Source organism: Fructobacillus sp. ESL1096 (assembly GCF_058511985.1).
The window spans coordinates 299,141-321,595 of the sequence record NZ_CP196400.1; the positions used below are offsets into that span (position 1 = coordinate 299,141).

A 22,455-nucleotide genomic window follows, 5' to 3' on the forward strand; every position below is an offset into this window, starting at 1 on the left:
CAAGCGCATCGCCTAATATGGCAGGCTTTTGCTGACTATTGAGAAAAAGGTTTTTCGTCTTAATCAAAAAAACCGCCACCCTCAAGGGCAGCGGTTTTCGGTCAAACTAATTTAATTAAAGAGGTAAGAATACTTACCGTATCCTTCTTTTTCCAGGTCTTCCTTGGGAACAAAGCGCAAGGCTGCAGAATTGATGCAGTAGCGCAAGCCGCCTTGGTCAACTGGGCCGTCATTAAAGACATGGCCAAGGTGTGAGTTGGCTTCGCCGGAACGAACTTCCGTCCGTGTCATTCCAAAGGAATTATCAGTTGATTCATTCAAATCAGCATCATCAATTCCTTTGGTAAAGGATGGCCAACCGCAACCAGAATCATACTTGTCGGTTGACGAAAAAAGTGGTTCACCGGAAACAACATCAACAAAAATGCCATCGTTCCACCACTGATCATACTTACCAGTGAAGGCCCGTTCAGTAGCCGCATTTTGCGTTACATCGTACTGTTCAGGTGTTAAGCGTTGCTTTAATTCTTCTTGATTATACTTTGCCATGACTATTTGTCCCCCCAATACTTTGCTTGATAGTTATGTCGGGGTGCCATCATTGCTGCTTCACGCAATGGGTCCTTCTTGTAGAAGTCTTGGTGGTATTCCTCGGCCTCATAAAATGGCTTAGCATCCTCGATTGACGTCACGATGGGCTTATCGAATCGACCTGATTCGCTCAATTCCTTCTTCGACTCCTCAGCAATTTGACGCTGCTCAGGTGAGTTAACGAAGATTACTGGACGGTAAGAATCACCACGATCAGCAAACTGTCCAGTTGCATCGGTTGGGTCAGCTACTTGCCAATAAAGTTCAACCAAGTCCTTATATGAGAACTTATCAGGATCAAACCAAATCTTGACTGCTTCAGTATGGCCGGTAGTATGAGAACAAACTTCCTCGTAGGTTGGGTTTGCCACGTGGCCACCGGTGTAGCCGGAACGAACCTTTTCGATTCCTGGTAACGAGTCAAATGGCTCGACCATACACCAAAAACATCCTCCAGCAAAAATTGCTGTATCTTGTGACATTGAAATTACCTCCTACCTAACATTGTAAACAGTAACGAAAAATAGTCAATGGTATAGTTGTGTTTTTATGAATTTAAAGTCGATCTTCAATCCATTGCCAAACTTCATCTTTTCCTGATTTAGTAACGGATGAAAAAAATTGAAAATCAGAATTCTCATCATCAAAATCAACTGCCTTTTTGATAATTGACTCAGATTGGTTTAATTTTCCACGAGCAATCTTGTCAGCCTTAGTTGCTACTAAGAGGACTGGAATATTGTAATAAGCCAACCAATTGTACATCATGATGTCCTCTTCGCTTGGCTTATGGCGCGCGTCAACCAAAGAAATCACGCCACGTAGCTGCTTACGAGAACTAATATAGGTCTCAATCATCTGGCCAAAGGCTTCCCGCTTTTTTTTGGAAACTTTTGCATAACCATAACCAGGAACATCAACAAAGTAGAGTTGCCCCTCCACATCGTAAAAGTTCAATGTTTGAGTTTTGCCAGGCTGACCTGAAGTTCGGGCAAAATTTTTACGATTAATCAGGGTATTCGTTAATGATGACTTGCCAACATTCGACCGACCAACCAAGGCAAATTCAGCCCGACCGTCCGTTGGATATTGGCTTGGTGAGACCGCTGACATCACCATTTCAACGTTATGAACGTCCATACTTAGTCCTTTTCATCTTTCTTCAAAACCAGATTAGGCGCCTTACCAGACGTTACAGACGCCTTAGTGATTACGACCTTTTCAATATCATTACGGCTTGGAATATCAAACATCGTATCCTTCATGACGTTTTCAATAATTGAACGCAAACCACGGGCACCAGTACCACGTTCGATGGCCAAATTAGCCATCGCCGACAGGGCAGCCGGCTGGAATTCTAACTCCACATCATCCAATCCAAGCAGTGCCTGGTACTGCTTAACCAAGGCGTTCTTTGGCTGTGTCAAGATATGGGTCAAATCCTCGACCGTCAACTCATCTAAGACCGTGATAATGGGCAAACGACCAATAAATTCTGGAATCAAACCAAACTTTGTCAGATCTTCTGGTTCAACATTTTTCAAAACATTGGGCTGATCCAAGGCCTTAGCTTGGTCAGTTGTACTTGAACCAAAGCCAATTACTCGGCTGCCCAAACGTTCCTTAATCAATGTATCTAGACCAGCAAAGGCCCCACCGACGATAAAGAGAATGTTGGTGGTATCAACTTGGATTAACTCCTGTTGTGGGTGCTTTCGGCCGCCTTGTGGTGGCACGGAAGCAATCGTTCCTTCCAACATCTTCAGCAACGCCTGTTGAACGCCTTCGCCTGAAACATCACGGGTAATCGAAACGTTTTCTGATTTTTTAGCAATCTTATCAATTTCATCGACATAGATGATTCCACGTTGAGCAGATTCAACATCAAAATCAGCAGCCTGCAAAAGCTTGAGCAAGATGTTTTCGACGTCTTCACCAACGTAACCGGCTTCCGTCAACGTCGTTGCATCGGCAATGGCAAACGGAACTTGCAAAATCTTCGCCAATGACTGCGCCAAATAAGTCTTTCCTGACCCAGTTGGTCCTAGCAAAGCGATGTTTGACTTTTGTAATTCAACATCTGTCGTCTTCAAAGCGTTTTCATTAACACGCTTGTAGTGGTTATAGACAGCCACTGCCAAAGTCTTCTTGGCATCTTCTTGGCCAATCACGTAATCGTTCAAATTTTCAACGATTTCCTTTGGTGTGGGTAAAGTCAGCTGCTCAGACTGTTGGTCCACTCGCATCTCTTCTTGGATAATTTGATCAGCCAATGCGATGCACTCATTACAAATATATAATCCATCAGGACCAGCGACTAGTTTCTTGACTTCATCAGCATCCTTACCACAAAAAGAGCAGTGGACTGGAGTGGTTTCATTGGGTGTTTGGACCATAGTATCCCCCTCGATATCGTCTTTCTTCGGCATTAGCACTCGCTTGCCGGCTTGTTCAACAAGAACAACTGCCTAAAGTAGTAGAGTAGGCTATGTAAGAAAAAAAGCCCAACCGGGCTCTTTTTAGTGGCTTACTTTGCCTTGGCAGATGAAACAATCTTGTCAACGACTGCCTTCATAGCAATGTCGTGCTTCAACAAATCATCTGACAATGATTGCTTAACTTGTTCTTCTGAAATATTGTATTGATCAGCCAATGACTTAACTTCGGCAGCAACTTCATCAGCGCTTGGATCAATCTTTTCGGCCTTAACAATCGCTTCCAAAACCAAGTTTGTCTTGACGCGGTTGTCAGCACCTTCTTCAAATTGCTTGTGGAATGATTCCTGAGTTTGACCAGAAATCTGGAAGAACATTTCTGGTGAAATGCCTTGTTGTTGCAATTGAGCCAAGTATTGTTGCATTTGACGATCAACGTCTTCGTGAATCATCTCTTCTGGCAGCTTGCCACCAACAACTTCAGCATTGTCAACTGCAGCTTGCACAGCAGCATCTTCGAAAGCATCCTTAGCTGCTTCGTCACGTGCTTCTTGCAAGTTCTTCTTTGTCTTTTCCTTCAATTCAGCCAAAGTTTCAACGTCTTCATCAACGTCCTTGGCGAATTCGTCATCCAAATCAGGCAATGACTTGCGCTTGATTTCGTGAAGCTTGACTTCAAACAAAGCTTCCTTGCCAGCCAAGTCCTTAGCTTGATATTCTTCGGGGAAAGTAACCTTAACGTCAACATCGTCGCCGGCTACGTGACCAACCAATTGGTCTTCAAACCCTGGGATAAATGAACCTGAGCCCAATTCCAAAGAATAATCCTTAGCTTGTCCACCATCAAAGTGGTCGCCGTCAACAGAACCGTCAAAGTCAATGACAACAGTGTCGCCATTTTCAGCCTTTGTGCCGGCTTCTTGCAAAACCAATTCAGCTTGGTTTTCTTGTTGGCGCTTAATTTCAGCATCAACTTCTTCATCTGATACAGTGGCGTCTTGCTTTTCCACAGACAAACCAGTGTAATCACCCAACTTGATTTCAGGGGCAACGGCTACTTCAGCCTTCATTTGCCAGTCAGCACCCTTGTCCATTGAAACTGGAATGATGTCGGGGCGACCAACAACTGTGATGCCTTGTTCAGCAACAGCTGCATCATAAGCGGCTGGCAAAACGATATCCATGACATCTTGGTACAATGCTTCTTCACCAAACTTTTGCATGAACAATGACATTGGTACCTTACCCTTACGGAATCCGGGTACGGCAATTTGATTCTTGTTCTTGTCAAATGCTGGCTTCAAGGCCTTTTGTACATCAGCTTGAGCAATTGAAAATTCTAGTGTACCGCGGTTTGCATCCGCAGCAGCTGTCCATTTAGACATGTTAAATCCTCCAAAAATAAGTTCTATATAATTTTAGACCAAATGACTGATTTTATCAAGGCCGGCGACCAAGATGCTGATGGCGGTTAGCAAGGAATAGCAATGATTGATTGGCCTTCCACCAACTTCTACTCAAAAACTAGACCAAAAAATGCGCTGCCTAAATATTTTTCAACTCTGCTTAACTAACCAACGCTTGCCCAATGGCGGATTCTTCTATCATTTTTAACACAAAAACTGCGATTGCTTGAATCGCGACTTTGTTTAATATTTTTCCCTTTTGATCCAGACAATAAATTTTCTTGCCCTCATCATTCAACAAATTCACCCTCAACACCCGAGTCCATGTTACCAAAGACATTTAAATCAAAGACGCGATCAAATTCTTCTACGTTGTCGGGATAATCGTTGCTGCCCTCGATGGCCAAGACTTCCATGCCGTGATTGAAGTAAATGCGTACACTCCACTGAGTCCCATCCATCACGCTTTCATCCACGTACTTTTCCTCCCAACTACCAACCCGAAGGTCCTTCATGGCCTGAAAGAAATCCATCTTGGCCATCAATCGCTGACTTTTAAAGTTTAAATCATCAGTTTCATCCGTCCCCATTTTGACAAAATAACTAGAAGCGATGAGGTCATCCCCAACCACAGTAAAGGTGTTATTCTGTTGCCCCCACATGTAGTCACCAGTAATAACCTCCATCTTATCAATCGTCTCAATTTTATGATTAAAGCCAGTTTCACGCAGGTCAGTTTCCATTAAGGGATAGGATCCCCCATGGGAAATCAGTTCCGCTTTTTTCTCAATCAAATGCTCGTAAACTTGGTCTAATGCCATTATTTTTCCGTCAGTCCGTAACAACTCTTCTGGTGTCAAACCCACAAAGCTCCGACGTGATTGACGCATCTTTTGCCAGTAATTTTGAATTTCTTCGATTTCACCAACCAGGTCATCGTTTTCATGACGATGGTTATATTCATGAAAAAAATCTTCTACTCTCATCTCACTAACTCCCTCAACTCTCTCTAAATCGAATTAGGTTCATTATATGAAAATCAAAAAACGGTGCTTTTATTTTTTACATGCAAAGCGGTTACATTTCAAAGACAATTATTATTAACCAAAATAAAAAGCCAGACAAAAGTCTGACTTTGATTCCGTGTCATTAGTAAACAAGATTGAACTTTCAGAACGTGTAGCACTTTACTAATTTTTATTCAGGCAAATTAGCTAAGTCAACAATGGCTTGACCATAGATTCCCATTGAACGCACAAGGTCATCAACCAAGGCAAATTCTCCAACTTGGTGCATCGTATCTGGTGAATCGGGGAACAAAGCACCAAAGGCTACTCCGCGCTCCATCAACCGACCATAGGTGCCACCACCAATTACTTGGTCATGTGCTTTTAGACCAGTTTGCTCGTGGTAAATGCTCAACAAAGTTTTTACGACTGGATCCTCAGGCGAAACGTAGTGTGGCACTTGAGCATGACCACCAATCTTAGCTAAATAATCCCAGGCTGGCATTGCCTTTGCCAACTTTTCCTCGATGAATGCTGGTTCGATTCCCTTTGGATAGCGGAAGTTAAAGTTAATGTAAACACCCTCTTCCAAATCGAACTTTTGAATTCCAACGTTCATTGACAAGGCACCCATCACATCGTCAACATGGTTGACACCTAATTTTTGACCAGTTGGATCATCGTGTGACAAGTCCCCCAAGTAAGCAAGGAAGTGAGCAGCTGTGCCCCCAAAGTCATATTGCATCAAGAATTTTGCCAAGTAAGTTCCGGCGTTTTCACCCGTCTCAGGCAAAGAACCGTGGACCTGCTTACCAAAGACCTCAAAGGACAACTGCCCCCCGTCTGTGGTCACGATTCCAGATACCTGGGAATTATCAGTCAAGAAGGCTGCAAAATCAGCTTCAACCTGATCAGTGGCAAGGCCTGCTACAGCAGCGCGAGCAACACCTGGTACCATGTTCGTCCGAATCCCTGACTCAAATGAGAGCAACTGAGCAGCATCCCCGTTAGTTGCTTTCGAAGTGATATTCACCTGCAAGTTTCCTTTTTCACCGTTAATAATTGGGTATTCGGCATCAGGCGAAAAACCATAGGCGGGTGCCGGTTCAACCTCGAAGTAGCGCGTCATTCCAGTCCAATCGTTTTCCTCATCAGTACCGAAAATCAAGCGAACACGACGCTTCAATGGCAAGTTTAAATCACGAATCATCTTAAACCCATAATAAGCAGCCAAACCAGGTCCCTTATCATCAGAAGCCCCACGGGCAATCACTTTACCGTCTTCAATAACGGGATCAAAAGGGTCCGTTTCCCAACCTTCACCAGCAGGCATGACGTCCACGTGAGAAAGCAAAGCGACATATTCATCAGCATCCTTTGGACCAATTTCAATGTAACCAGCTAAGTTATCAATGTTCTTAGTCGTGAAGCCGTCTCGGTCGGCCAAGGTCAAAATGTGAACCAGCGCATCCTTTGGACCGGGTCCTAACGGTGCATCCGCCGTCTTCTTGCTATCGTTACGAACAGAAGGAATTTTCAAAAATTCCTTCAAATCAGCCAAGTAAGCCTGTTCTTCTTCCTTAGCTTTTGCCTGCCAATCAATCATCAAAGACCTCCTTGTGGGAAGTGACCAAAGTCGCTCTCACCTTTTTCATTATTTTCTCATTAAGTTATTTTCATTATACACATCTTAGGCGTAAAATGCTTAGCAGAGAGGTGAAAAATGATTAAATTAACTGAGAAAATCGTGCAAGAAGTCATTCAAGTTCGACCACGCCAATCACATAAAGGTACTTTTGGCAAAATTTTAATCGTCGCGGGTAACCAAGACCTAGGCGGGGCAGCCATTATGAACGCCCAGGCCGCCGTCTTTGGCGGCGCTGGTTTAGTCACGGTGGCAACCGACCCCGTTAATAAAACAGCCCTTCACGCCCGCTTGCCCGAGGCTATGGTCGTTGACTACCATCAGGACCTATCAAATTTAATTGCCGGTGTGGACGTTGTCCTCATTGGTTCTGGTTTAGGAAATGAATTAACCATTTTAAAGCAAGTCCTAAAAGAGCTCACCGACAAGCATAAGGTTATTTTAGATGGATCAGCCTTGACCATGATGGCACAGGAAAACCTGCCCCTACCACAGGGACAAATTATCCTAACGCCCCATCAAATGGAATGGCAACGTTTTGGTCAAGTGGCCATCGCTGACCAAGCAAAAGAAGACAATAACTGGGAGGCCCTTGTTGCCATGAATCCTGAACCAATTTTGGTTTTGAAGTCTGACCAGACTCAGGTATACTTGGAAAATGAGCTTTACCAACTGACTGTTGGTGGCCCCTACCAGGCAACCGGTGGCATGGGTGATACGCTCGCCGGCATCATTGCAGCCTTTGTTGCACAATTTCAAGACACAAAGAAAGCCGTTTTGGCAGCCGTCTACAGTCATTCAGCGATTGCAGAGCGTTTAGCAGAGACGGCCTACGTAACCTTGCCAACCGAAATTGCTCAGGCCCTCCCTGCCTTTATGAAGGAAATGGCCGACCAAAACCCGCCCTTGTAACCAGCAAAGTGGGCTTACCCTCAACTAAAATCAGCAAAGGATACTGAGACCTAATGAAATTTATTTCGTGGAATATCGACTCCATTAACGCCGCCGTCGAACACAGTTCAGACCGTGGCAAGATGACCTGGGACGTTTTATCTAATTTGGCTGCCGCAAAGCCTGATGTCCTCGCCATCCAGGAAACAAAACTGAAAGAGTCCGGCTTAACGAAAAAGCACTTAGCCGCCCTGACTGAACTCTTCCCGGATTATCACTTTTACACCAACTCATCAACAGCCAGAAAATCCTACGCTGGTACCATGATGATTGCTAAAGAAGAGCCAATTGCCGTTGACTACCCAACGATTGGTGCTCCTGGTGAAATGGACCAAGAAGGACGAATCGTCACCCTTGAATACAAGGAATTCTTTGTTTCGACGGTCTACACACCCAATGCCGGTTCAAAATTAGACCGACTGGAGGATCGTCAGGCGTGGGATGATGCTTACCGGGACTATATTGATGATTTAAATGTGAAAAAACCTGTCATTTTTTCTGGTGATTTTAATGTTGCCCACGAAGAGATTGACCTCAAGCACCCAAGTACCAACCATCATTCTGCTGGCTTTACAGACGAGGAACGCCAAAAGTTCACCTTGTTACTAAATGCCGGTTACACCGATATCATGCGCGCCAAGAACCCTGGGCAAGCAGGTATCTATACATGGTGGGCACAACGGGTGAAAACATCTAAGATTAACAACTCTGGTTGGCGGATTGACTATTACTTGGTTTCAAACCGGATTGCTGATAAGGTTCAAGCAATCAAGGTCGTCGATACCGGTGCTAGACAGGACCATGCTCCAATTGAATTAACCATCGACTGATAACAATAAAGCAGACTCCATGATTGGAATCTGCTTTTTTACATTTTGTTTAGGCGCCTTTGTCAATCGGTTATCAAAACTCACCAAAATGCTAAGACAACTCCTACGGGTAGGGGATACTTGGGGTTATGGTTTTAAAAACCATAGTCACTGTACCCTCGCCAGGATTGCCACCAACTGCACTTGCTTAGATACCAATACTATGGCAGCAAAGCTGCTATCCTGCGGTTTATAGGGAACTAACTCGTTAAACCATTGATTGAAAAATTTATTTAAAAAAATGGTACGCCGTTACTAACCGCTTAAACAGCACAGTTAACACACTTTATTGATTACGAACATATTCTTTTAGGACCTGATTTCCAAAAAGCTCACTTTGGTAAATCAAAATCTCCGCACAAGCCAAAGAATCCTCTAGCGCATTATGGTGGTGGTCCAAACGAATGTTCAAAGCAGCAGAAACCGTGTTGAGTTTATGATTTTGCAAATCAGGCAAGAGGCGACGCGAGGTTTGCACAGTATCCAACAGTTGATAATGAGCTTCTGGCAGGCCGTAATAGTCTAAGCAGGCCCGTAAAACCGAGGCATCAAAATTGGCATTATGCGCCACCACGAGTTTTTCTTCAGTAAATAACGGCGCAATTGTTGGCCAAATTTCTGCAAATGTGGGCGCATTGACAACGTCCTTTGGATAAATGCCATGAATTTGCGAATTTCGCGCTGAAAATGGCGTTGGTGATTTAATTAAAGAATAAAATTGGTCCACCACCTGGTTGTCACGAACGACAACCAAAGCAAGTGAAACAGCTGAATGGCGCTGGTTGTTGGCTGTTTCAAAATCAAAAGCGACAAAATTCATTAGAACAGTAACTCCATTTTTACAAGGTTGGCCTGGCGGCCAGACCGTAATTCAATTGGCTCAGGTTCCTCACCGACTTCTGTGAAACCAAGCTTTTTGTACAAATGACGAGCAACCTGATTTTCCAGGTCGACATCTAACCACAGACGGTCATAACCAGCCTCTTCGGCCCAAACGACCATCGCTGCCAGCGTTGATTGGCCCAGTCCGTGGCCCTGAAAGGCGGCCAAAATCGCCAAACCAACTTCACCATCGGCAATTGAAGCCATACCGATGGCAACCGCGTCACCGCCTTCTTCATCTCCCAATGGTTTAGCCCAGATCAACCAGGTCTTAGCGGGTCGGTCATCATTTTTCAAATCAGCTGCAGCAACTGCCGATTGATCAGACGCTGCTAATGAATCACGAACTTCAGCTAATTCAAAAGTATCTGATTCCTGTTTAAGCTGAGTCAATAAATCTTGGGCAGCTTGAGCCTGTTGCAGGTCCAAGCCAAGCATTGAGTACTCATAGTGGTCAAATTGTGCTGCAATCATCCGTGTAAGTCCTCCTCAATTTGCGTGGCTTGGCCCACCCCCAAAACCGCAATTTGACGGCCAGAGTCTGTGCCAACCATGCGGGTAAAGGTCATTTCTAAGCGATCATTTGGCAAAAGATCCGCCATGTACTGGGGCCACTCAATTAACGTGACACCATCAGTACCCAGATAGTCTTCAAATCCCTGGTCGGCTGCGCCCATATTTTCAAGACGATAAGCGTCAAAATGATAAAGGGGAATCCGACCTTCTTCATAAGTATTCAAGATATTAAAAGTCGGACTTTTAACCCGACTCGTAATGCCCAAGGCCTGAGCCAATCCCTGGGTAAAGGTCGTCTTACCGGCACCTAAGTCGCCTTTTAGCGTCACTACCAGGCCGGGGTAAACGAGTTTGGCTAATTGCTCGGCCAACGCCTGGGTTTCTTTTGGATTGTTCGTCTGATAGCTTTTCATATTCCATATTATAACACTGTCATTTAGCTGAACACTGGGCACTTTGTTGGTTTTGTGTCCTGATTTTAAAAATTTCTTGTCAGTCCCCTAGTTGATAGGAGTACAATAAAAATAATCAAAAGAATTGAAAGGATTTTTACGAATGTCAAAAACAACTTTATTTCAAGTTGGCACGATGCAGCTTCTTGCTAACGGCCTCTTAGACGGGACAATGTCCATCCACGACCTCCTGCAACACGGTGACTTTGGAATTGGTACTGGTCAGGGCCTCGATGGCGAACTGATTATCTTAGATGGTCAAGCCTACCACACCTTGGTTTCTGGCAAATCTGAAACCCCAGATGAAAGCTTCAGTTCCCCATTTGCTGCTGCTCACCATGGTGATTTTCAAGATTTTGGAACAGCGGAAAGTGCTGATTTGGAAGTCGTTTTGCAAAATGCCATCGACAAATTACAGGCACAAAATCAGTTTGCAGCTTTCTTGGTCGAAGGTGAATTTGAAACCATGACGACTCGCTCAGCTGCTGGTAGCCAGAAGCCATATCCGTCCCTAACCGAAGCCGCTGAAAAGCAACAGGTTTTCCATGGTTCAAAGGTCTCGGGTCGACTTCTTTCCTACTATGCTCCGGCCATCTATCAAGGCGTGACCGTAGCTGGATTCCATTCCCACTTCCTTTCTAACGACCACGACCTTGCTGGCCATGTTTTAACCGGAAAAGTTTTGTCAGCCACCGTTAAGGTCCAAAAATTCGATACTATCGAACAGGTCTTACCAACTGAAAACCCTGATTTTAAGGCCGCTGATTTAACTGACTTGACCATGGTTCACAAAGCCATCGAAGCAGCTGAATAAGTTCCCTAAAAGACATGTAAATCAATAAAAAAGCAGTTGCCGTGGCAACTGCTTTTTTTATTTTTACTTATGAATAAACATCGCATCCCCAAAGGAGAAGAAGCGATATTGAGCCTCAACTGCATGACGATATGCATTCAAAATGTTCTCCCGACCAGTAAAAGCTGCAACCAACATCACCAACGTCGACTTTGGCAAATGGAAGTTCGTGATAAAGGCATCAACAACCCGCCACTGATAACCAGGTTTAATAAAGATCTCCGTCCAACCAGAATCAGCCTGAAGTTGACCATCAAATTTTGAACCAATCGTTTCCAACGTTCGAATTGACGTCGTCCCGGTAGCAACGATCCGCCCACCCTGCTTGCGAACCTTATTCAACGTGGCTGCTGCTTCAGCGCTCAATTGATAAAATTCAGAATGCATCTGATGGTCTTCAATATTTTCCTCTTCCACTGGTCGGAAGGTTCCCAAACCAACGTGCAAGGTCAATTCCACTAATTCCACGCCCTTTGCAGCAACCTTTTGCAGCAATTCTGGTGTCCAGTGCAGGCCGGCAGTGGGGGCCGCAGCCGAGCCATCAACCTTGGAGTAAACAGTTTGATAGCGCTCTTGGTCTGCCAATTTTTCCTTAATGTAGGGTGGCAAGGGCATTTCCCCCAACTCGTTCAAACGTTCCATAAAAATGCCAGCATAGGAAAACTCAACATAGCGACCACCGTGTTCCAATTCGCCAACAATCGTCGCCGTCATCACGGGATTTTCTGGATCATCACCAAAAACGATCGTTGAACCAATTGGTGATTTTTTAGCTGGTTTGACCAAAGTTTCCCAGACATCTCCATGGTCTTGACGCAATAATAGGACTTCAGCATGGCCACCTGTTTCTGGGCGAATCCCATGTAACCGGGCTGGCAAAACTCGTGAATTATTCATCACTAAAGCATCGCCTGGGTTCAAATAGTCCAAAATGTCATAAAAATGTCGGTCCTCATAGGCCCCCGTTTTTGCATTCAACACTAAGAGCCGGGAAGTATCGCGTTGTTTTAATGGTGTTTGCGCAATTAATTCTTGGGGCAAGTCGTAGTCAAAATCTGATAATTGATAGTGCTTTTCTTCTGTCATAAATCTCTTTTAAATTCTTTTATTCATCAGCCAGCAGGCTGTTAGCGTTCATACTTTTGAGCAAAATATACTCTGGTCCAAAGACTTGGCCGATCAAAGACGAGCAAATCAGTCTTTTGGTTGGGGCATCGGCCGACCCAGATGCTGGTAGGCTGCTTTTGTCACTACCCGGCCTCTTGGAGTTCGACGAATAAAGCCCAACTGCAAGAGGTACGGCTCCACCATCGACTCCAAAGTATCGGCTTCTTCGCCAATATTAGCAGCAATGGTTGAAAGGCCCACTGGCCCACCATGATAGAAATCCATCATCGCATTTAGTAACTTGTGGTCTGTATCATCGAGGCCTTTTTGATCAACCCGTAGCTTATCTAGAGCTGTTTCCACCAAGTCCGTATCAATTGCTTCTTTTCCAGCAACCTGAGCAAAGTCCCGCACCCGCTTCAACAACCGATTGGCAATTCGCGGTGTTCCTCGTGACCGCGAGGCGACGGCATAGGCACCTTCCTTGGTGATTGGTGCCTCGAAGATATCAGCCGTCCGAACTACAATTTGCTGCAAATCTTCAGGTTGATAATATTCGAGCGAATTAATAATCCCAAAGCGATCACGCAAAGGCTTGGAAAGCATCCCGGGCCGAGTCGTTGCACCGACTAATGTAAACGGTGGTAAAGGAAAATGAACGGCTCTGGCAGTCGGTCCCTGGCCCACCATGATATCAATAAAGTAATCTTCCATGGCAGAATACAGCATTTCCTCAATCGTCGTTGGCAGGCGGTGGATTTCATCAATAAAAAGCACATCCCCCGGCTCGAGCCCATTGAGCAAGGCAACCAAATCGCCACCTTTTTCAATCGCTGGCCCAGAGGCTGTCTTCAGATGCACGCCCAATTCATTGGCAATAATCATTGCCAAGGTCGTCTTGCCTAATCCTGGCGGTCCAAAGAGTAGAACATGGTCAAGGGCTTCTTCACGCATCTTGGCAGCTTGGAGGTAAACCGCCAACTCCTCTTTTAATGACTTTTGACCAATATATTCCCGTAGGTACTTGGGTCGCAAGGAGAGCTCATCTTGCTGTTCCCTGGCGTTTTCTGCCGCATCACGCAGCAATGCATCCGTCTCATTTTGGCCTTCAAACCAAGTATTAAATTGTGGGTTTTCATCACTCATATCATTACTATTATAGCGCATTTGCTCGCCTCCTTTCCTACTTGCTTAGCAAAATAAAAGACGGCCAATTCTGGTCGTCTTCTCAAAGCAAAGATCTTACTGCTTTAGCCAAGCCGGTAACGCCTTGACTAACTTTTCTAGAGCCCGACCTCGGTGTGAAATCAGGTTCTTCTCAGCCACCGTTAATTGGGCAAAAGTCTTCTGTAGTGGTTCATAATAAAAAATCGGATCGTAACCAAATTTGTTGTCGCCAATTTCTGTCTCCGTGATTTGCCCATCGACATGGCCACTAACAACTAAAGGTTCTTTACCAGGACCAATCAGTTCGAGTACGGTCGTGAATTGTGCTTGACGTTCCTGCCCGCCTTTTCCAGCTAACTTAGCCAAAACTTTAGCATTATTTGCATCATCATCGTGGTCACCCGCATAGCGAGCCGAATAAACCCCTGGTTCGCCTTTTAAGGCTGCAACCGTTAACCCAGAGTCATCGGCCATGATATAGTCATCTGGATAGACAATCGCAAGAGCAGTCGTCTTTTTATGAACGTTTTCTGCAAAAGTTTTGCCATCTTCAATAATTTCAGGAACCTCATCCAAGTCCTCTAAAGATAAAATATCCCAGTCCAAATCCAGCTTGGCCAAGGCCTCCTTTATTTCTTGAACCTTATGGGCGTTGCCAGTTGCGATAATTAAGCGCGTCATCTTTGCTCCTTCTTTGACAAAATCAAGGTCATTTTTTCTAACAGATGGTCATTTGTTTGCTGGTTACTAATGCTGCAATCAGTCCGTTGCTGGTAGATTCAGGTGGGTAAAATGCCAATCGTGTTTTGAACCCAACCATTGCTCGGCTATAGTTGAAAAAGTTGAAACCGGACCCGTTGTATATAGTTGGTATTGCTTGTTTTCTGGCCGAGCGGCCGGGTCGCTATCAGCCACCAAGTCCTGTTCTTTCAAAAGAACCGCTAATTTTTGCGCTGTGGCAACACCAGGATCAACCAGCGTTACCTCTGGTAGGGCCTGCTGAATGACATCGGCCAATAGCGGAAAGTGCGTGCAGCCAAGCACCAACGTGTCGATACCAGCCTCTTTGAGGGGCTGCAAATGTTCTTTAACAATTTCAGCTACCTCAGCATCTTGATAGCGGTTTTGTTCAACAAATTGGACAAAATCAGGCTCCGCCTGTGCAAAAACCTGACTACCCGGCGCCGCTGACTGAATTTCGGCCTGGTACTGACCTGAATCAACGGTTCCTTCAGTCGCAATCACACCAATTTTCTTCGTTTTGCTTGACAAAACGGCCGACTGGACACCAGAATCAATCACACCAATGACAGGAATGGTCAAGTCTTCTTGTAAGCCGGGCAAGGCGCAAGCAGTTGCTGTATTGCAGGCAATCACCAGCGCCTTAATGTCATGGGTTTCAAGCAAATAGTCAGCAATTTGTCTAGTAAAATCAGCGACTTCCTCTGATTCACGAGGACCGTAAGGCATTCTGGCTGTGTCGCCAACATAAACGATAGCTTCTGCTGGCATGGATTGGACGGCAGCCTTTAAGACTGTTAAGCCGCCAACGCCAGAGTCCATCATGCCAATTTTTTTTGTATTTTTCTTCATAATAATCCTATTATCTTCCCTTCAAAACAAATTGCAAGCCTTTGCCCCCGTTTAATCTGTCTTTTGCTATAATAACGGAAGAAAGGAATCTTTACTTATGTCAAATGCTCATTCTCAATCAAATAACGGTACAAATCAGACTGTTAGCGCTTTTGCCCCACTGCTCTTACGTGATGCCCTTTTGGCTAATATCTTAACCGATGATTATGCCAACATTACCTATTGGGCTGGTAAAGAGTTGGCCCGACAGTTTCCCGTGGAAACAAGTGCTGATTTACCAGCCTTCTTTGAAAAGGCCGCTTTTGGCGATTTAACAATCAAATACCAAAGCGATGACCAACAGCAATGGCTTCTTTCTGGTACCATGGTTGAAGACCGGCTGGCAACGAACCACCAAGCTGATTTTTCATTGGAAACCGGCTTCTTAGCACAACAACTTGAACTGCAAGAAGAAGTTGTTGCGGAAGGCACCTTCCAGGTTTCTGCTCGACAACAGACAGTAACGGTAAGAATTTTAACTGATATGTCTCATAAGATAAGCTCTTTAACCTCTTCGGAACAGGTTGCACTTCGTGACCGCTTCTTAGACAGAAGCGAAGAAATCGCCACTGAAGACATTGATACCGCCGAAACAATCACCGTTGATCGCCAAAGCACACCCGATGATGAACCAGCAATCCAAATCGGTGAAGTTGATCAGGCCGCATCAGAAGCCCCCGTTGAGGTCGAGCCAGCAGCATCTGCAGCATCCATTCAGTTAGAGCCAACGACATCGGTCGCTGCAGTGGCGACTGATTCAGTAGTATCCACAGCTCCGATTGAAATAACAGAACCAACGAGCGAACCAACCGACAGCCAGGTAGCCGATACACTTTCGGTCGAGCAGTCGATTACCAATTCATTATTGGCTTTTAGTCAAGAGCGACGCCAAAAGCTTAGCCAAAAAGATGATTCAAGCTTGAACTAATAAACCATTAACAAAAATAAAGAAAAGAACAGCAGCCCCAACAATTTTGCGGGTTGCTGTTCTTTTTAGTAAGCCAAAGCTAGTTAACCTTAGCCTTCCTTATTTTGACGACGCGTATTCCGGCGATCTTGACGAAGTTCGATTCGACGATCCATTTGACGCTTACGCTTAATCTTATTCTTAATTTGACGCTTATAGCCAGGCTTGATGTTCTTCTTCTTTTTCTTGACCATCCCAACCATTTCAGGGTCCAACTTATTAGTTGTTGCATGGCGCTGTGTCCGGGCCTTTCGATCCTTGACCGCCACGACTTCATCCCCACGAATCTGCTTATGAGCAAACTCGATACCGATTTTTTCCAACTCGGCAATGCGGTCTTCTTCATCAGGTCCATAAAGGGTCACAGCCGTTCCAGCCAGCCCATTGCGTCCCGTTCGACCAACACGGTGAACGAAGAATTCTAATTCGTCTGGCACACCATCATTAATGACATGCGAAACCCCTTCAATATCAATCCCACGAGCAGCTAAATCAGTCGCAACGACATATTGGTAATCCAGGTGCAAGACGCCCTTCATCGTTCGCCTTCGCTCACGTGGTGGAATATCGCCATGAATTTCGGCAACTTTGAGACCTCGGCCACGCAAATGTGCTGCTAATTCCTTAGCTCGTTCCTTCGTATTGGCGAAAATCAACGCCAAATAAGGATTGAAAATCGTCAGCAACTTATCGATAACCTCTTCCTTGTCCTTGGACTTAGTTGGCACCAACCAGTTGTCGATGGTATCGGCAATCGTCGCTTCCGTTGGAATTGTTTGGAAATCCGGATTGTCCAAATACTTCTTTAAGAACGGCTTCAACTTTTCTGGCATCGTTGCTGAAAAGACCAACGTTTGCAGGTCTTTTGGCATCGCACCGGCCAAGAAATCAACTTCGTTTAAGAAGCCCATATCAAGTGTCATATCCGCTTCGTCGACAACCAAAGTCCGCACCTGGTTAACAACCAAGGCCCCACTTTGAACCAAATCCTTTAACCGTCCTGGCGTTCCAACGACAATTTGCGCTTGGTGCTTTTCTAACTGTCGAACTTGGCGGGCCTTATCCGTCCCACCAACATATTCGGCAATAGAAACCTTCACCAATTCCATCTTTTCCGCAAATTCACGGGCAGCCTTTGCAATCTGAGCAGCCAATTCCCGTGATGGTGTCGTAATCACCACCTGGGTTTGATTCAATTCTGGTTGCAAGGCGTTAAAAATAGGTACCAAGAAAGTATGCGTCTTTCCAGACCCCGTCTGTGACTGACCAACAACATCCCCACCACGCAGGATTGTTGGAATCAAGCGCGCCTGGATAGGCGTTGGCTGGTCAAAACCAATCGCCTTTAAAGCCGAAAGGACTTCCGGCTTTAAATTGTATTCACCAAATTGTTGGTTTGTGTTTTTCATGTAAAATCCTTTAAATTTAATCGGCTTAGTCTGCCTTTAAAGCGCTATCAACTCGGTCAATCACCTTTTGAATATCCGCTTCATTATAAGCCCAGGCACCTGCAGCCATGGGATGTCCCCCACCATCAAAGTCTTGGGCAATGGTATTAATGATAACTGACCGAGAACGCAAGCGAACCCGGTAATCACCATTTTCTTGTTCTTCAAAGATGGCCCAGGCCTTCACCTTGTCAATCCGTGACGGAATGGAAACGACAAAAGAAGTCCCTGCATTACCAAGGTCAAAGCTATCAATCACATCCCGCTTTAGAATGACGTAGCCAAAGCCAGATGGTAACAAGTTAATATGTTGCATCACATAACCCGAAAACTTCACAGCATTTTCTGATAAAGTCGTCATCGCGTTATAAATTTTTTGATAGTCAAAGCCGTAGGTAATCAACTCACCGGCCACATCAAAGGTTTCTTGATCTAATGAATACATAAAGCGGCCGGTATCACCGATAATGCCGATATAAAGGTACCGAGCGGCCTTTTTTGTCATCTTCAAGCCCTTGTCAGCCAAAGCTTGATAGAATTGATAAATTAGAACAGAGGTTGCTGAGGCTCCGTCTTCAACCCACTGCCAATCACCGTAAGGTTCCACATTGGGATGGTGATCGATTTTGACAATTTCCAATCCATTGCGCCAACGTTGGTCATCGATGCGGGGGTCATTGGCGGTATCACAAACAATTACCAAAGCCTTCTTGTAAGCTGAATCAGGAATTTCATCAGCTAAAGGCTGACCATCCCCAATCCAAGCTAAACCAGGAATTTCTTTTCCAACGGCATAAATCTTTTTTTCAGGAAACGAAGCCTGCAAAATCGCTTGCAAGCCCAATTGTGATCCATAAGCATCCGGATCAGGTCGTTGGTGCCGATGAATAATAATAGTATCGTAACGTTTAATTTGTTCTAAAATATCTTCGTGAATTTTGGCCATATGCGCCCTTTCAACTCTTATTACTATCCTTTATTATACCGTAAATGTGAAATTCATTGTCAGGCATTTCAAATCAGCATAACTGACTGATTTGACCAATTAATCATCAAAAAGCGATAACGATTGAAAGGATTGTGGGCTGACATTGGAAAAAGTTAGCCCCAGCAAGCGAATGGCAAAGTCATCTGGATAAAGGTCATCAAAGATTGATTGTGCCTTTCTTGCCAAGAAATCAGGATCAAGCTGAAACGGATTTGCCTGTGTAATCGACCTGGTCAGCGTCTTAAAATCATCATCACGGACCTTAATATTCAATGTTCGACCAACCAAGTGTTTAGCCTCCATGTTCGTCACAACCTTTGTGGCCAAGCCCTTAAAGGTCGCCAAAACAGCCGAACGGTCATGAAGCGGAAATTCAAACGTCCCCTCTTTTCCGACCGATTGTCGAATTCGATGGTCCTTTACCTGACCAAAGTGCGTTGCCCGCGCTTGCCAATAAAGTTGGTCACCAAAGGAACCAAAGTGTACCCGTAATTCGTCTTGACTCAAGGCCCGTAAATCTGCGCCCGTTTTAATTCCTAATTTTGCAAACTTTTCCTGTGCTTTCTGACCAACACCACGAAAGTCCTTAATAGGTAAGGCCGCCACGAAGTCCATTGCGACATCAGCACCAATGACCGTGACCCCATTCGGTTTGTGGTGCTCGGAACCAAGTTTGGCTAATACTTTATTATAGGAAACCCCGACCGAACACGTTAGCTTCGTTTCCTGCCAAATTCTATGCCTTAACTCGGCGGCCAATGTTGCGCTCGCCATTGGGCTTTGACTAACGTCTAAGTATGCTTCATCCAGTGCGACTGGTTCCACCTTATCAGTGAATTCGGCAAAAACTTCATGAATTTGAGCTGACACTGACCGGTACTTATCAAAATCAGGAGCAACGAAAACGGCATTAGGACAAAGTCGCTTTGCTTCAGTTGACCCCATGGCTGAATGAACGCCGGCCTTTCTGGCAATGTAGTTGGCGGTTGCCACGACCCCATGACCGTGATGTAAATCAGGATCACGACCGATGATTAGCGGCACCTTCTTTAAAGCAGGGTTGTCACGCATTTCAACTTGAGCATAAAAAGCATCCAAATCGACATGCAAAATTTTTCGGTCATCAACCGCTTGCAAAAATTCAGCCATGCCAGTCCCCCCTCTTTTCAAAACTGATTTTTTTAAAAAGAAAAAGCCTCCACTATGTGGAAGCTTGTTGCCGTAATCACTTAACGTCGAGACGACGTTCCTTGATACGAGCGGCCTTTCCTTGCAAGGCACGCAAGTAGTACAACTTTGCGCGACGTACACGGCCCAAACGAGTTACTTCAATCTTGTCAACCCGTGGTGAGTGCAGTGGGAACGTACGTTCCACACCAACACCAGAAGAAATCTTACGAACAGTATAAGTAGCCTGGATACCAGCACCCTTACGCTTAATAACAACCCCTTCAAAGAGTTGAACACGTTCGCGAGTTCCTTCAACAATTCGTGCGTGGACACGAACTGAATCACCAGCGCGGAATTCAGGAATATCTGTCCGCAATTGGGTTGAAGTCAACTTTTCTAAAATGTTATTTTGACGCATAGTCATTCTCCTAATCGCTAATCTTACACTCGTCCTTAGACTAACGCACAGCGGATTACCGTTAATTACGGCTTATAGCCAATAGTCAGTATAACAAAAAAGGAAGGACCCTGTAAAGGGTAATCAGAAAAATTACCCGAACATGGTTCCTCCCTGGCTGATAAAAACGAATCTAGTTCGATAATTGCGCTTAGATGAATAGAAGCTAACTTTATTTTTGTTTGCCAACTAAACGTCTTCAGTAAAATTAAGCCTGAATTTTTTCTTCCATCACAGCTTCAAAGGTTTGTAACTTCGCATCCGCTTCAACCTGTGAATCAGCGACAACGCCAAGATAAAGTTTCAACTTTGGTTCCGTTCCAGATGGACGCAGTGCAATCCATGAACCATCCGCTAACCAATACTTTAAGACGTTGGCCTTAGGCTGTGGCAACTTTTTCTCTGCTCCAGCTCGATCAATCTGGGTTTGATTAGCAAAGTCTTGGGTCGCCAGAACTAACTGATCACCAACCGTTGCCAACTTTTGGTTGCGGAACTTAGTCATCAAAGCAGCCATTTCCTCGTGACCATTGATACCAGGAAAATCAAAGGCAACAGTCTTTTCCTCAAAGTAACCATATTGGTCGTATAGTTCCTTCAAACCATCAGCAAAACTTTGGCCCTTTTCCTTATAATAAGCAGCCATTTCGGCAAACAAAACCAAGGCCTGAATGGCATCCTTATCATGGGCAAAAGGCTTCACAAGGTAACCAAATGATTCTTCAAAGCCGAAGAGGTACGTATAATCCTTCTTTTCTTCAAAACGGTCAATCATGGCGGCAATATACTTAAAACCAGTCAACACGTCTAAGGTAGCAACGCCGTAGTTCTTAGCAATTTCGCTAGCAAAGCGTGATGAAACAATCGATGTTACAATAGCACCATTTTCTGGTAATGTCTGATTTTTCTTTTTAGCTGCTAACAAGTAGTTGACCATCAAACCAGCAATTTGGTTACCGGATAAGACTTGGTATGAGCCATCTGCTAAACGTACAGCAGCCCCCATCCGATCAGCATCGGGGTCCGTTGCAACAACCAAATCAGCTGCTTGCTTCTTGGCGTATTCAATCGCCAATGACAAGGCAGCAGGGTCTTCTGGATTTGGCTTTTTAACCGTTTTGAAATCCCCATCGAGCTCTGCCTGTTCCTTGACAATCGTGTAATTGGTAAAACCTGCTTGCTGTAATGCTTTTTCACCAATATATTGACCAGTTCCATGCAAAGGGGTGTAGACAAATTTCAAGTCTGCCCCCTCTTTTTGAATCAAATTCTGATCAACGGAAACTGTTTTAACTTCTGCCAAATAAGCATTATCCAACTCATCATCGACTACTTGAACATTGGCTTCTGTTTCATCTTGTGCAATAGTAAACCCATTTTCGACTGCTGCCATCCCATCAATAACGGCCTGGACAGCTTGGGGAACCATTTGACCACCATCGGCACCGTAAACCTTATACCCGTTATCCTGCTTCGGATTGTGTGAGGCCGTAATCATAATACCAGCAAAGGCCTTTAAATGACGGACTGAAAATGATAATTCAGGTGTCGGACGTAATGATGAGAAGCGGTAAACTTTAATCCCGTGTGCTGATAGCACGCGACTGGCTACTTGAGCAAATTCTTTTGAGTGGTGACGAGAGTCAAAGGCGATGACTACCCCCGCTTTTTTTGCTGCAGACCCGCTTTGATCAATGTAAGCAGCTAATGCCTCCGTCACCAAGGCAACCATCACAACATTAATGCGGTTGGTTCCAACCCCCATTTGACCACGCATACCAGCAGTCCCAAATGGTAAGTTTTGATAGAAGGCATCTTCTTGTTCAGCTGGACTCAATTGCTTTAGTTCAGCAGCTAAATCAGCAGGTAGGTCTGCTTGTTGCCAACGGGCTAAGGTATCTTGATAAGTCAT

The 22,455-nt window shown here is 44.9% G+C and carries 23 protein-coding genes; 4 read left to right on the top strand and 19 right to left on the bottom strand.

Annotated features, from left to right (window positions below):
- Nucleotides 1-111 precede the first annotated feature (111 nt).
- The 7 genes from msrB to pepV form a co-directional block, all read right to left on the bottom strand.
- A complete protein-coding gene (gene msrB, locus ACSYSR_RS01180; RefSeq protein WP_252774186.1) occupies nucleotides 112-549 on the bottom strand; it encodes a peptide-methionine (R)-S-oxide reductase MsrB in 438 nt (145 codons plus the stop codon).
- A 2-nt stretch (nucleotides 550-551) separates the two neighbouring features.
- On the bottom strand, nucleotides 552-1,073 hold the full coding sequence (gene msrA / locus ACSYSR_RS01185; RefSeq protein WP_489816350.1) for a peptide-methionine (S)-S-oxide reductase MsrA: 522 nt from the start codon (nucleotides 1,071-1,073) through the stop codon (nucleotides 552-554).
- 73 nt (nucleotides 1,074-1,146) lie between these two features.
- Complete coding sequence (gene yihA, locus ACSYSR_RS01190) at nucleotides 1,147-1,731, bottom strand: ribosome biogenesis GTP-binding protein YihA/YsxC (RefSeq protein ID WP_489816349.1); 585 nt, start codon at nucleotides 1,729-1,731, stop codon at nucleotides 1,147-1,149.
- A 2-nt stretch (nucleotides 1,732-1,733) separates the two neighbouring features.
- Nucleotides 1,734-2,987: an ATP-dependent Clp protease ATP-binding subunit ClpX gene (clpX, locus tag ACSYSR_RS01195; RefSeq protein ID WP_489816536.1), complete on the bottom strand. Its 1,254-nt coding sequence runs from the start codon at nucleotides 2,985-2,987 to the stop codon at nucleotides 1,734-1,736.
- A 131-nt stretch (nucleotides 2,988-3,118) separates the two neighbouring features.
- Nucleotides 3,119-4,411: a trigger factor gene (tig, locus tag ACSYSR_RS01200; RefSeq protein WP_252774189.1), complete on the bottom strand. Its 1,293-nt coding sequence runs from the start codon at nucleotides 4,409-4,411 to the stop codon at nucleotides 3,119-3,121.
- 311 nt (nucleotides 4,412-4,722) lie between these two features.
- Nucleotides 4,723-5,418, bottom strand: a complete 696-nt coding sequence (locus ACSYSR_RS01205; protein ID WP_489816348.1) for a hypothetical protein — start codon at nucleotides 5,416-5,418, stop codon at nucleotides 4,723-4,725.
- Nucleotides 5,419-5,629: 211 nt separating this feature from the next.
- Nucleotides 5,630-7,048 (bottom strand): dipeptidase PepV, encoded by a 1,419-nt coding sequence (pepV, locus tag ACSYSR_RS01210; protein WP_489816347.1) that lies wholly within the window; start codon nucleotides 7,046-7,048, stop codon nucleotides 5,630-5,632.
- A gap of 114 nt (nucleotides 7,049-7,162) precedes the next feature.
- Here pepV and ACSYSR_RS01215 point away from each other — a divergent pair, with 114 nt between their 5' ends.
- Together ACSYSR_RS01215 and ACSYSR_RS01220 are read left to right on the top strand one after the other, a co-directional pair.
- Complete coding sequence (locus ACSYSR_RS01215; protein ID WP_489816346.1) at nucleotides 7,163-7,996, top strand: NAD(P)H-hydrate dehydratase; 834 nt, start codon at nucleotides 7,163-7,165, stop codon at nucleotides 7,994-7,996.
- Between the two features lie 53 nt (nucleotides 7,997-8,049).
- Nucleotides 8,050-8,865, top strand: coding sequence for an exodeoxyribonuclease III (locus ACSYSR_RS01220; protein ID WP_252774194.1), 816 nt, complete (start codon nucleotides 8,050-8,052; stop codon nucleotides 8,863-8,865).
- A 325-nt stretch (nucleotides 8,866-9,190) separates the two neighbouring features.
- On the opposite strand, the gene ACSYSR_RS01225 is transcribed toward ACSYSR_RS01220, so the two are convergent.
- The 3 genes from ACSYSR_RS01225 to tsaE are packed head-to-tail and all read right to left on the bottom strand — an operon-like array spanning nucleotide 9,191 to nucleotide 10,715.
- Nucleotides 9,191-9,724, bottom strand: coding sequence for a 3'-5' exonuclease (locus tag ACSYSR_RS01225; RefSeq protein ID WP_252774195.1), 534 nt, complete (start codon nucleotides 9,722-9,724; stop codon nucleotides 9,191-9,193).
- Nucleotides 9,724-10,260, bottom strand: a complete 537-nt coding sequence (locus ACSYSR_RS01230) for a GNAT family N-acetyltransferase (RefSeq protein WP_489816345.1) — start codon at nucleotides 10,258-10,260, stop codon at nucleotides 9,724-9,726. Before ACSYSR_RS01230 ends, ACSYSR_RS01225 begins: the two co-directional genes overlap by 1 nt.
- The gene (gene tsaE, locus ACSYSR_RS01235) at nucleotides 10,257-10,715 is read right to left on the bottom strand and encodes a tRNA (adenosine(37)-N6)-threonylcarbamoyltransferase complex ATPase subunit type 1 TsaE (protein ID WP_252774197.1); all 459 of its coding nucleotides are present in this window, start codon (nucleotides 10,713-10,715) and stop codon (nucleotides 10,257-10,259) included. The genes ACSYSR_RS01230 and tsaE overlap by 4 nt, the downstream gene beginning before the upstream one ends.
- A gap of 142 nt (nucleotides 10,716-10,857) precedes the next feature.
- Between tsaE and budA the strand changes: the two genes are divergently transcribed.
- Nucleotides 10,858-11,568: an acetolactate decarboxylase gene (gene budA, locus ACSYSR_RS01240; RefSeq protein WP_489816344.1), complete on the top strand. Its 711-nt coding sequence runs from the start codon at nucleotides 10,858-10,860 to the stop codon at nucleotides 11,566-11,568.
- Nucleotides 11,569-11,631: 63 nt separating this feature from the next.
- Here the strand turns inward: budA and queA are convergent, their stop codons facing one another.
- The 4 genes from queA to murI form a co-directional block, all read right to left on the bottom strand.
- Nucleotides 11,632-12,693, bottom strand: coding sequence for a tRNA preQ1(34) S-adenosylmethionine ribosyltransferase-isomerase QueA (gene queA / locus ACSYSR_RS01245; RefSeq protein ID WP_252774199.1), 1,062 nt, complete (start codon nucleotides 12,691-12,693; stop codon nucleotides 11,632-11,634).
- Nucleotides 12,694-12,801: 108 nt separating this feature from the next.
- Complete coding sequence (gene ruvB, locus ACSYSR_RS01250) at nucleotides 12,802-13,860, bottom strand: Holliday junction branch migration DNA helicase RuvB (protein WP_489816535.1); 1,059 nt, start codon at nucleotides 13,858-13,860, stop codon at nucleotides 12,802-12,804.
- A gap of 96 nt (nucleotides 13,861-13,956) precedes the next feature.
- Complete coding sequence (locus ACSYSR_RS01255) at nucleotides 13,957-14,562, bottom strand: XTP/dITP diphosphatase (RefSeq protein WP_489816343.1); 606 nt, start codon at nucleotides 14,560-14,562, stop codon at nucleotides 13,957-13,959.
- Nucleotides 14,563-14,640: 78 nt separating this feature from the next.
- Nucleotides 14,641-15,474, bottom strand: coding sequence for a glutamate racemase (murI, locus tag ACSYSR_RS01260; protein WP_489816342.1), 834 nt, complete (start codon nucleotides 15,472-15,474; stop codon nucleotides 14,641-14,643).
- Between the two features lie 97 nt (nucleotides 15,475-15,571).
- Between murI and ACSYSR_RS01265 the strand changes: the two genes are divergently transcribed.
- Entirely contained in the window at nucleotides 15,572-16,441 is an 870-nt protein-coding gene (locus tag ACSYSR_RS01265; protein WP_489816341.1) for a YslB family protein, read from the top strand.
- Between the two features lie 89 nt (nucleotides 16,442-16,530).
- On the opposite strand, the gene ACSYSR_RS01270 is transcribed toward ACSYSR_RS01265, so the two are convergent.
- The 5 genes from ACSYSR_RS01270 to ACSYSR_RS01290 form a co-directional block, all read right to left on the bottom strand.
- A complete protein-coding gene (locus tag ACSYSR_RS01270; protein ID WP_252774203.1) occupies nucleotides 16,531-17,889 on the bottom strand; it encodes a DEAD/DEAH box helicase in 1,359 nt (452 codons plus the stop codon).
- 25 nt (nucleotides 17,890-17,914) lie between these two features.
- Nucleotides 17,915-18,874, bottom strand: coding sequence for a DHH family phosphoesterase (locus ACSYSR_RS01275; protein ID WP_489816340.1), 960 nt, complete (start codon nucleotides 18,872-18,874; stop codon nucleotides 17,915-17,917).
- A 99-nt stretch (nucleotides 18,875-18,973) separates the two neighbouring features.
- Complete coding sequence (dinB, locus tag ACSYSR_RS01280) at nucleotides 18,974-20,065, bottom strand: DNA polymerase IV (protein ID WP_252774205.1); 1,092 nt, start codon at nucleotides 20,063-20,065, stop codon at nucleotides 18,974-18,976.
- A gap of 76 nt (nucleotides 20,066-20,141) precedes the next feature.
- Complete coding sequence (rplS, locus tag ACSYSR_RS01285; RefSeq protein ID WP_047974884.1) at nucleotides 20,142-20,504, bottom strand: 50S ribosomal protein L19; 363 nt, start codon at nucleotides 20,502-20,504, stop codon at nucleotides 20,142-20,144.
- 247 nt (nucleotides 20,505-20,751) lie between these two features.
- Complete coding sequence (locus ACSYSR_RS01290; RefSeq protein WP_489816339.1) at nucleotides 20,752-22,455, bottom strand: phospho-sugar mutase; 1,704 nt, start codon at nucleotides 22,453-22,455, stop codon at nucleotides 20,752-20,754.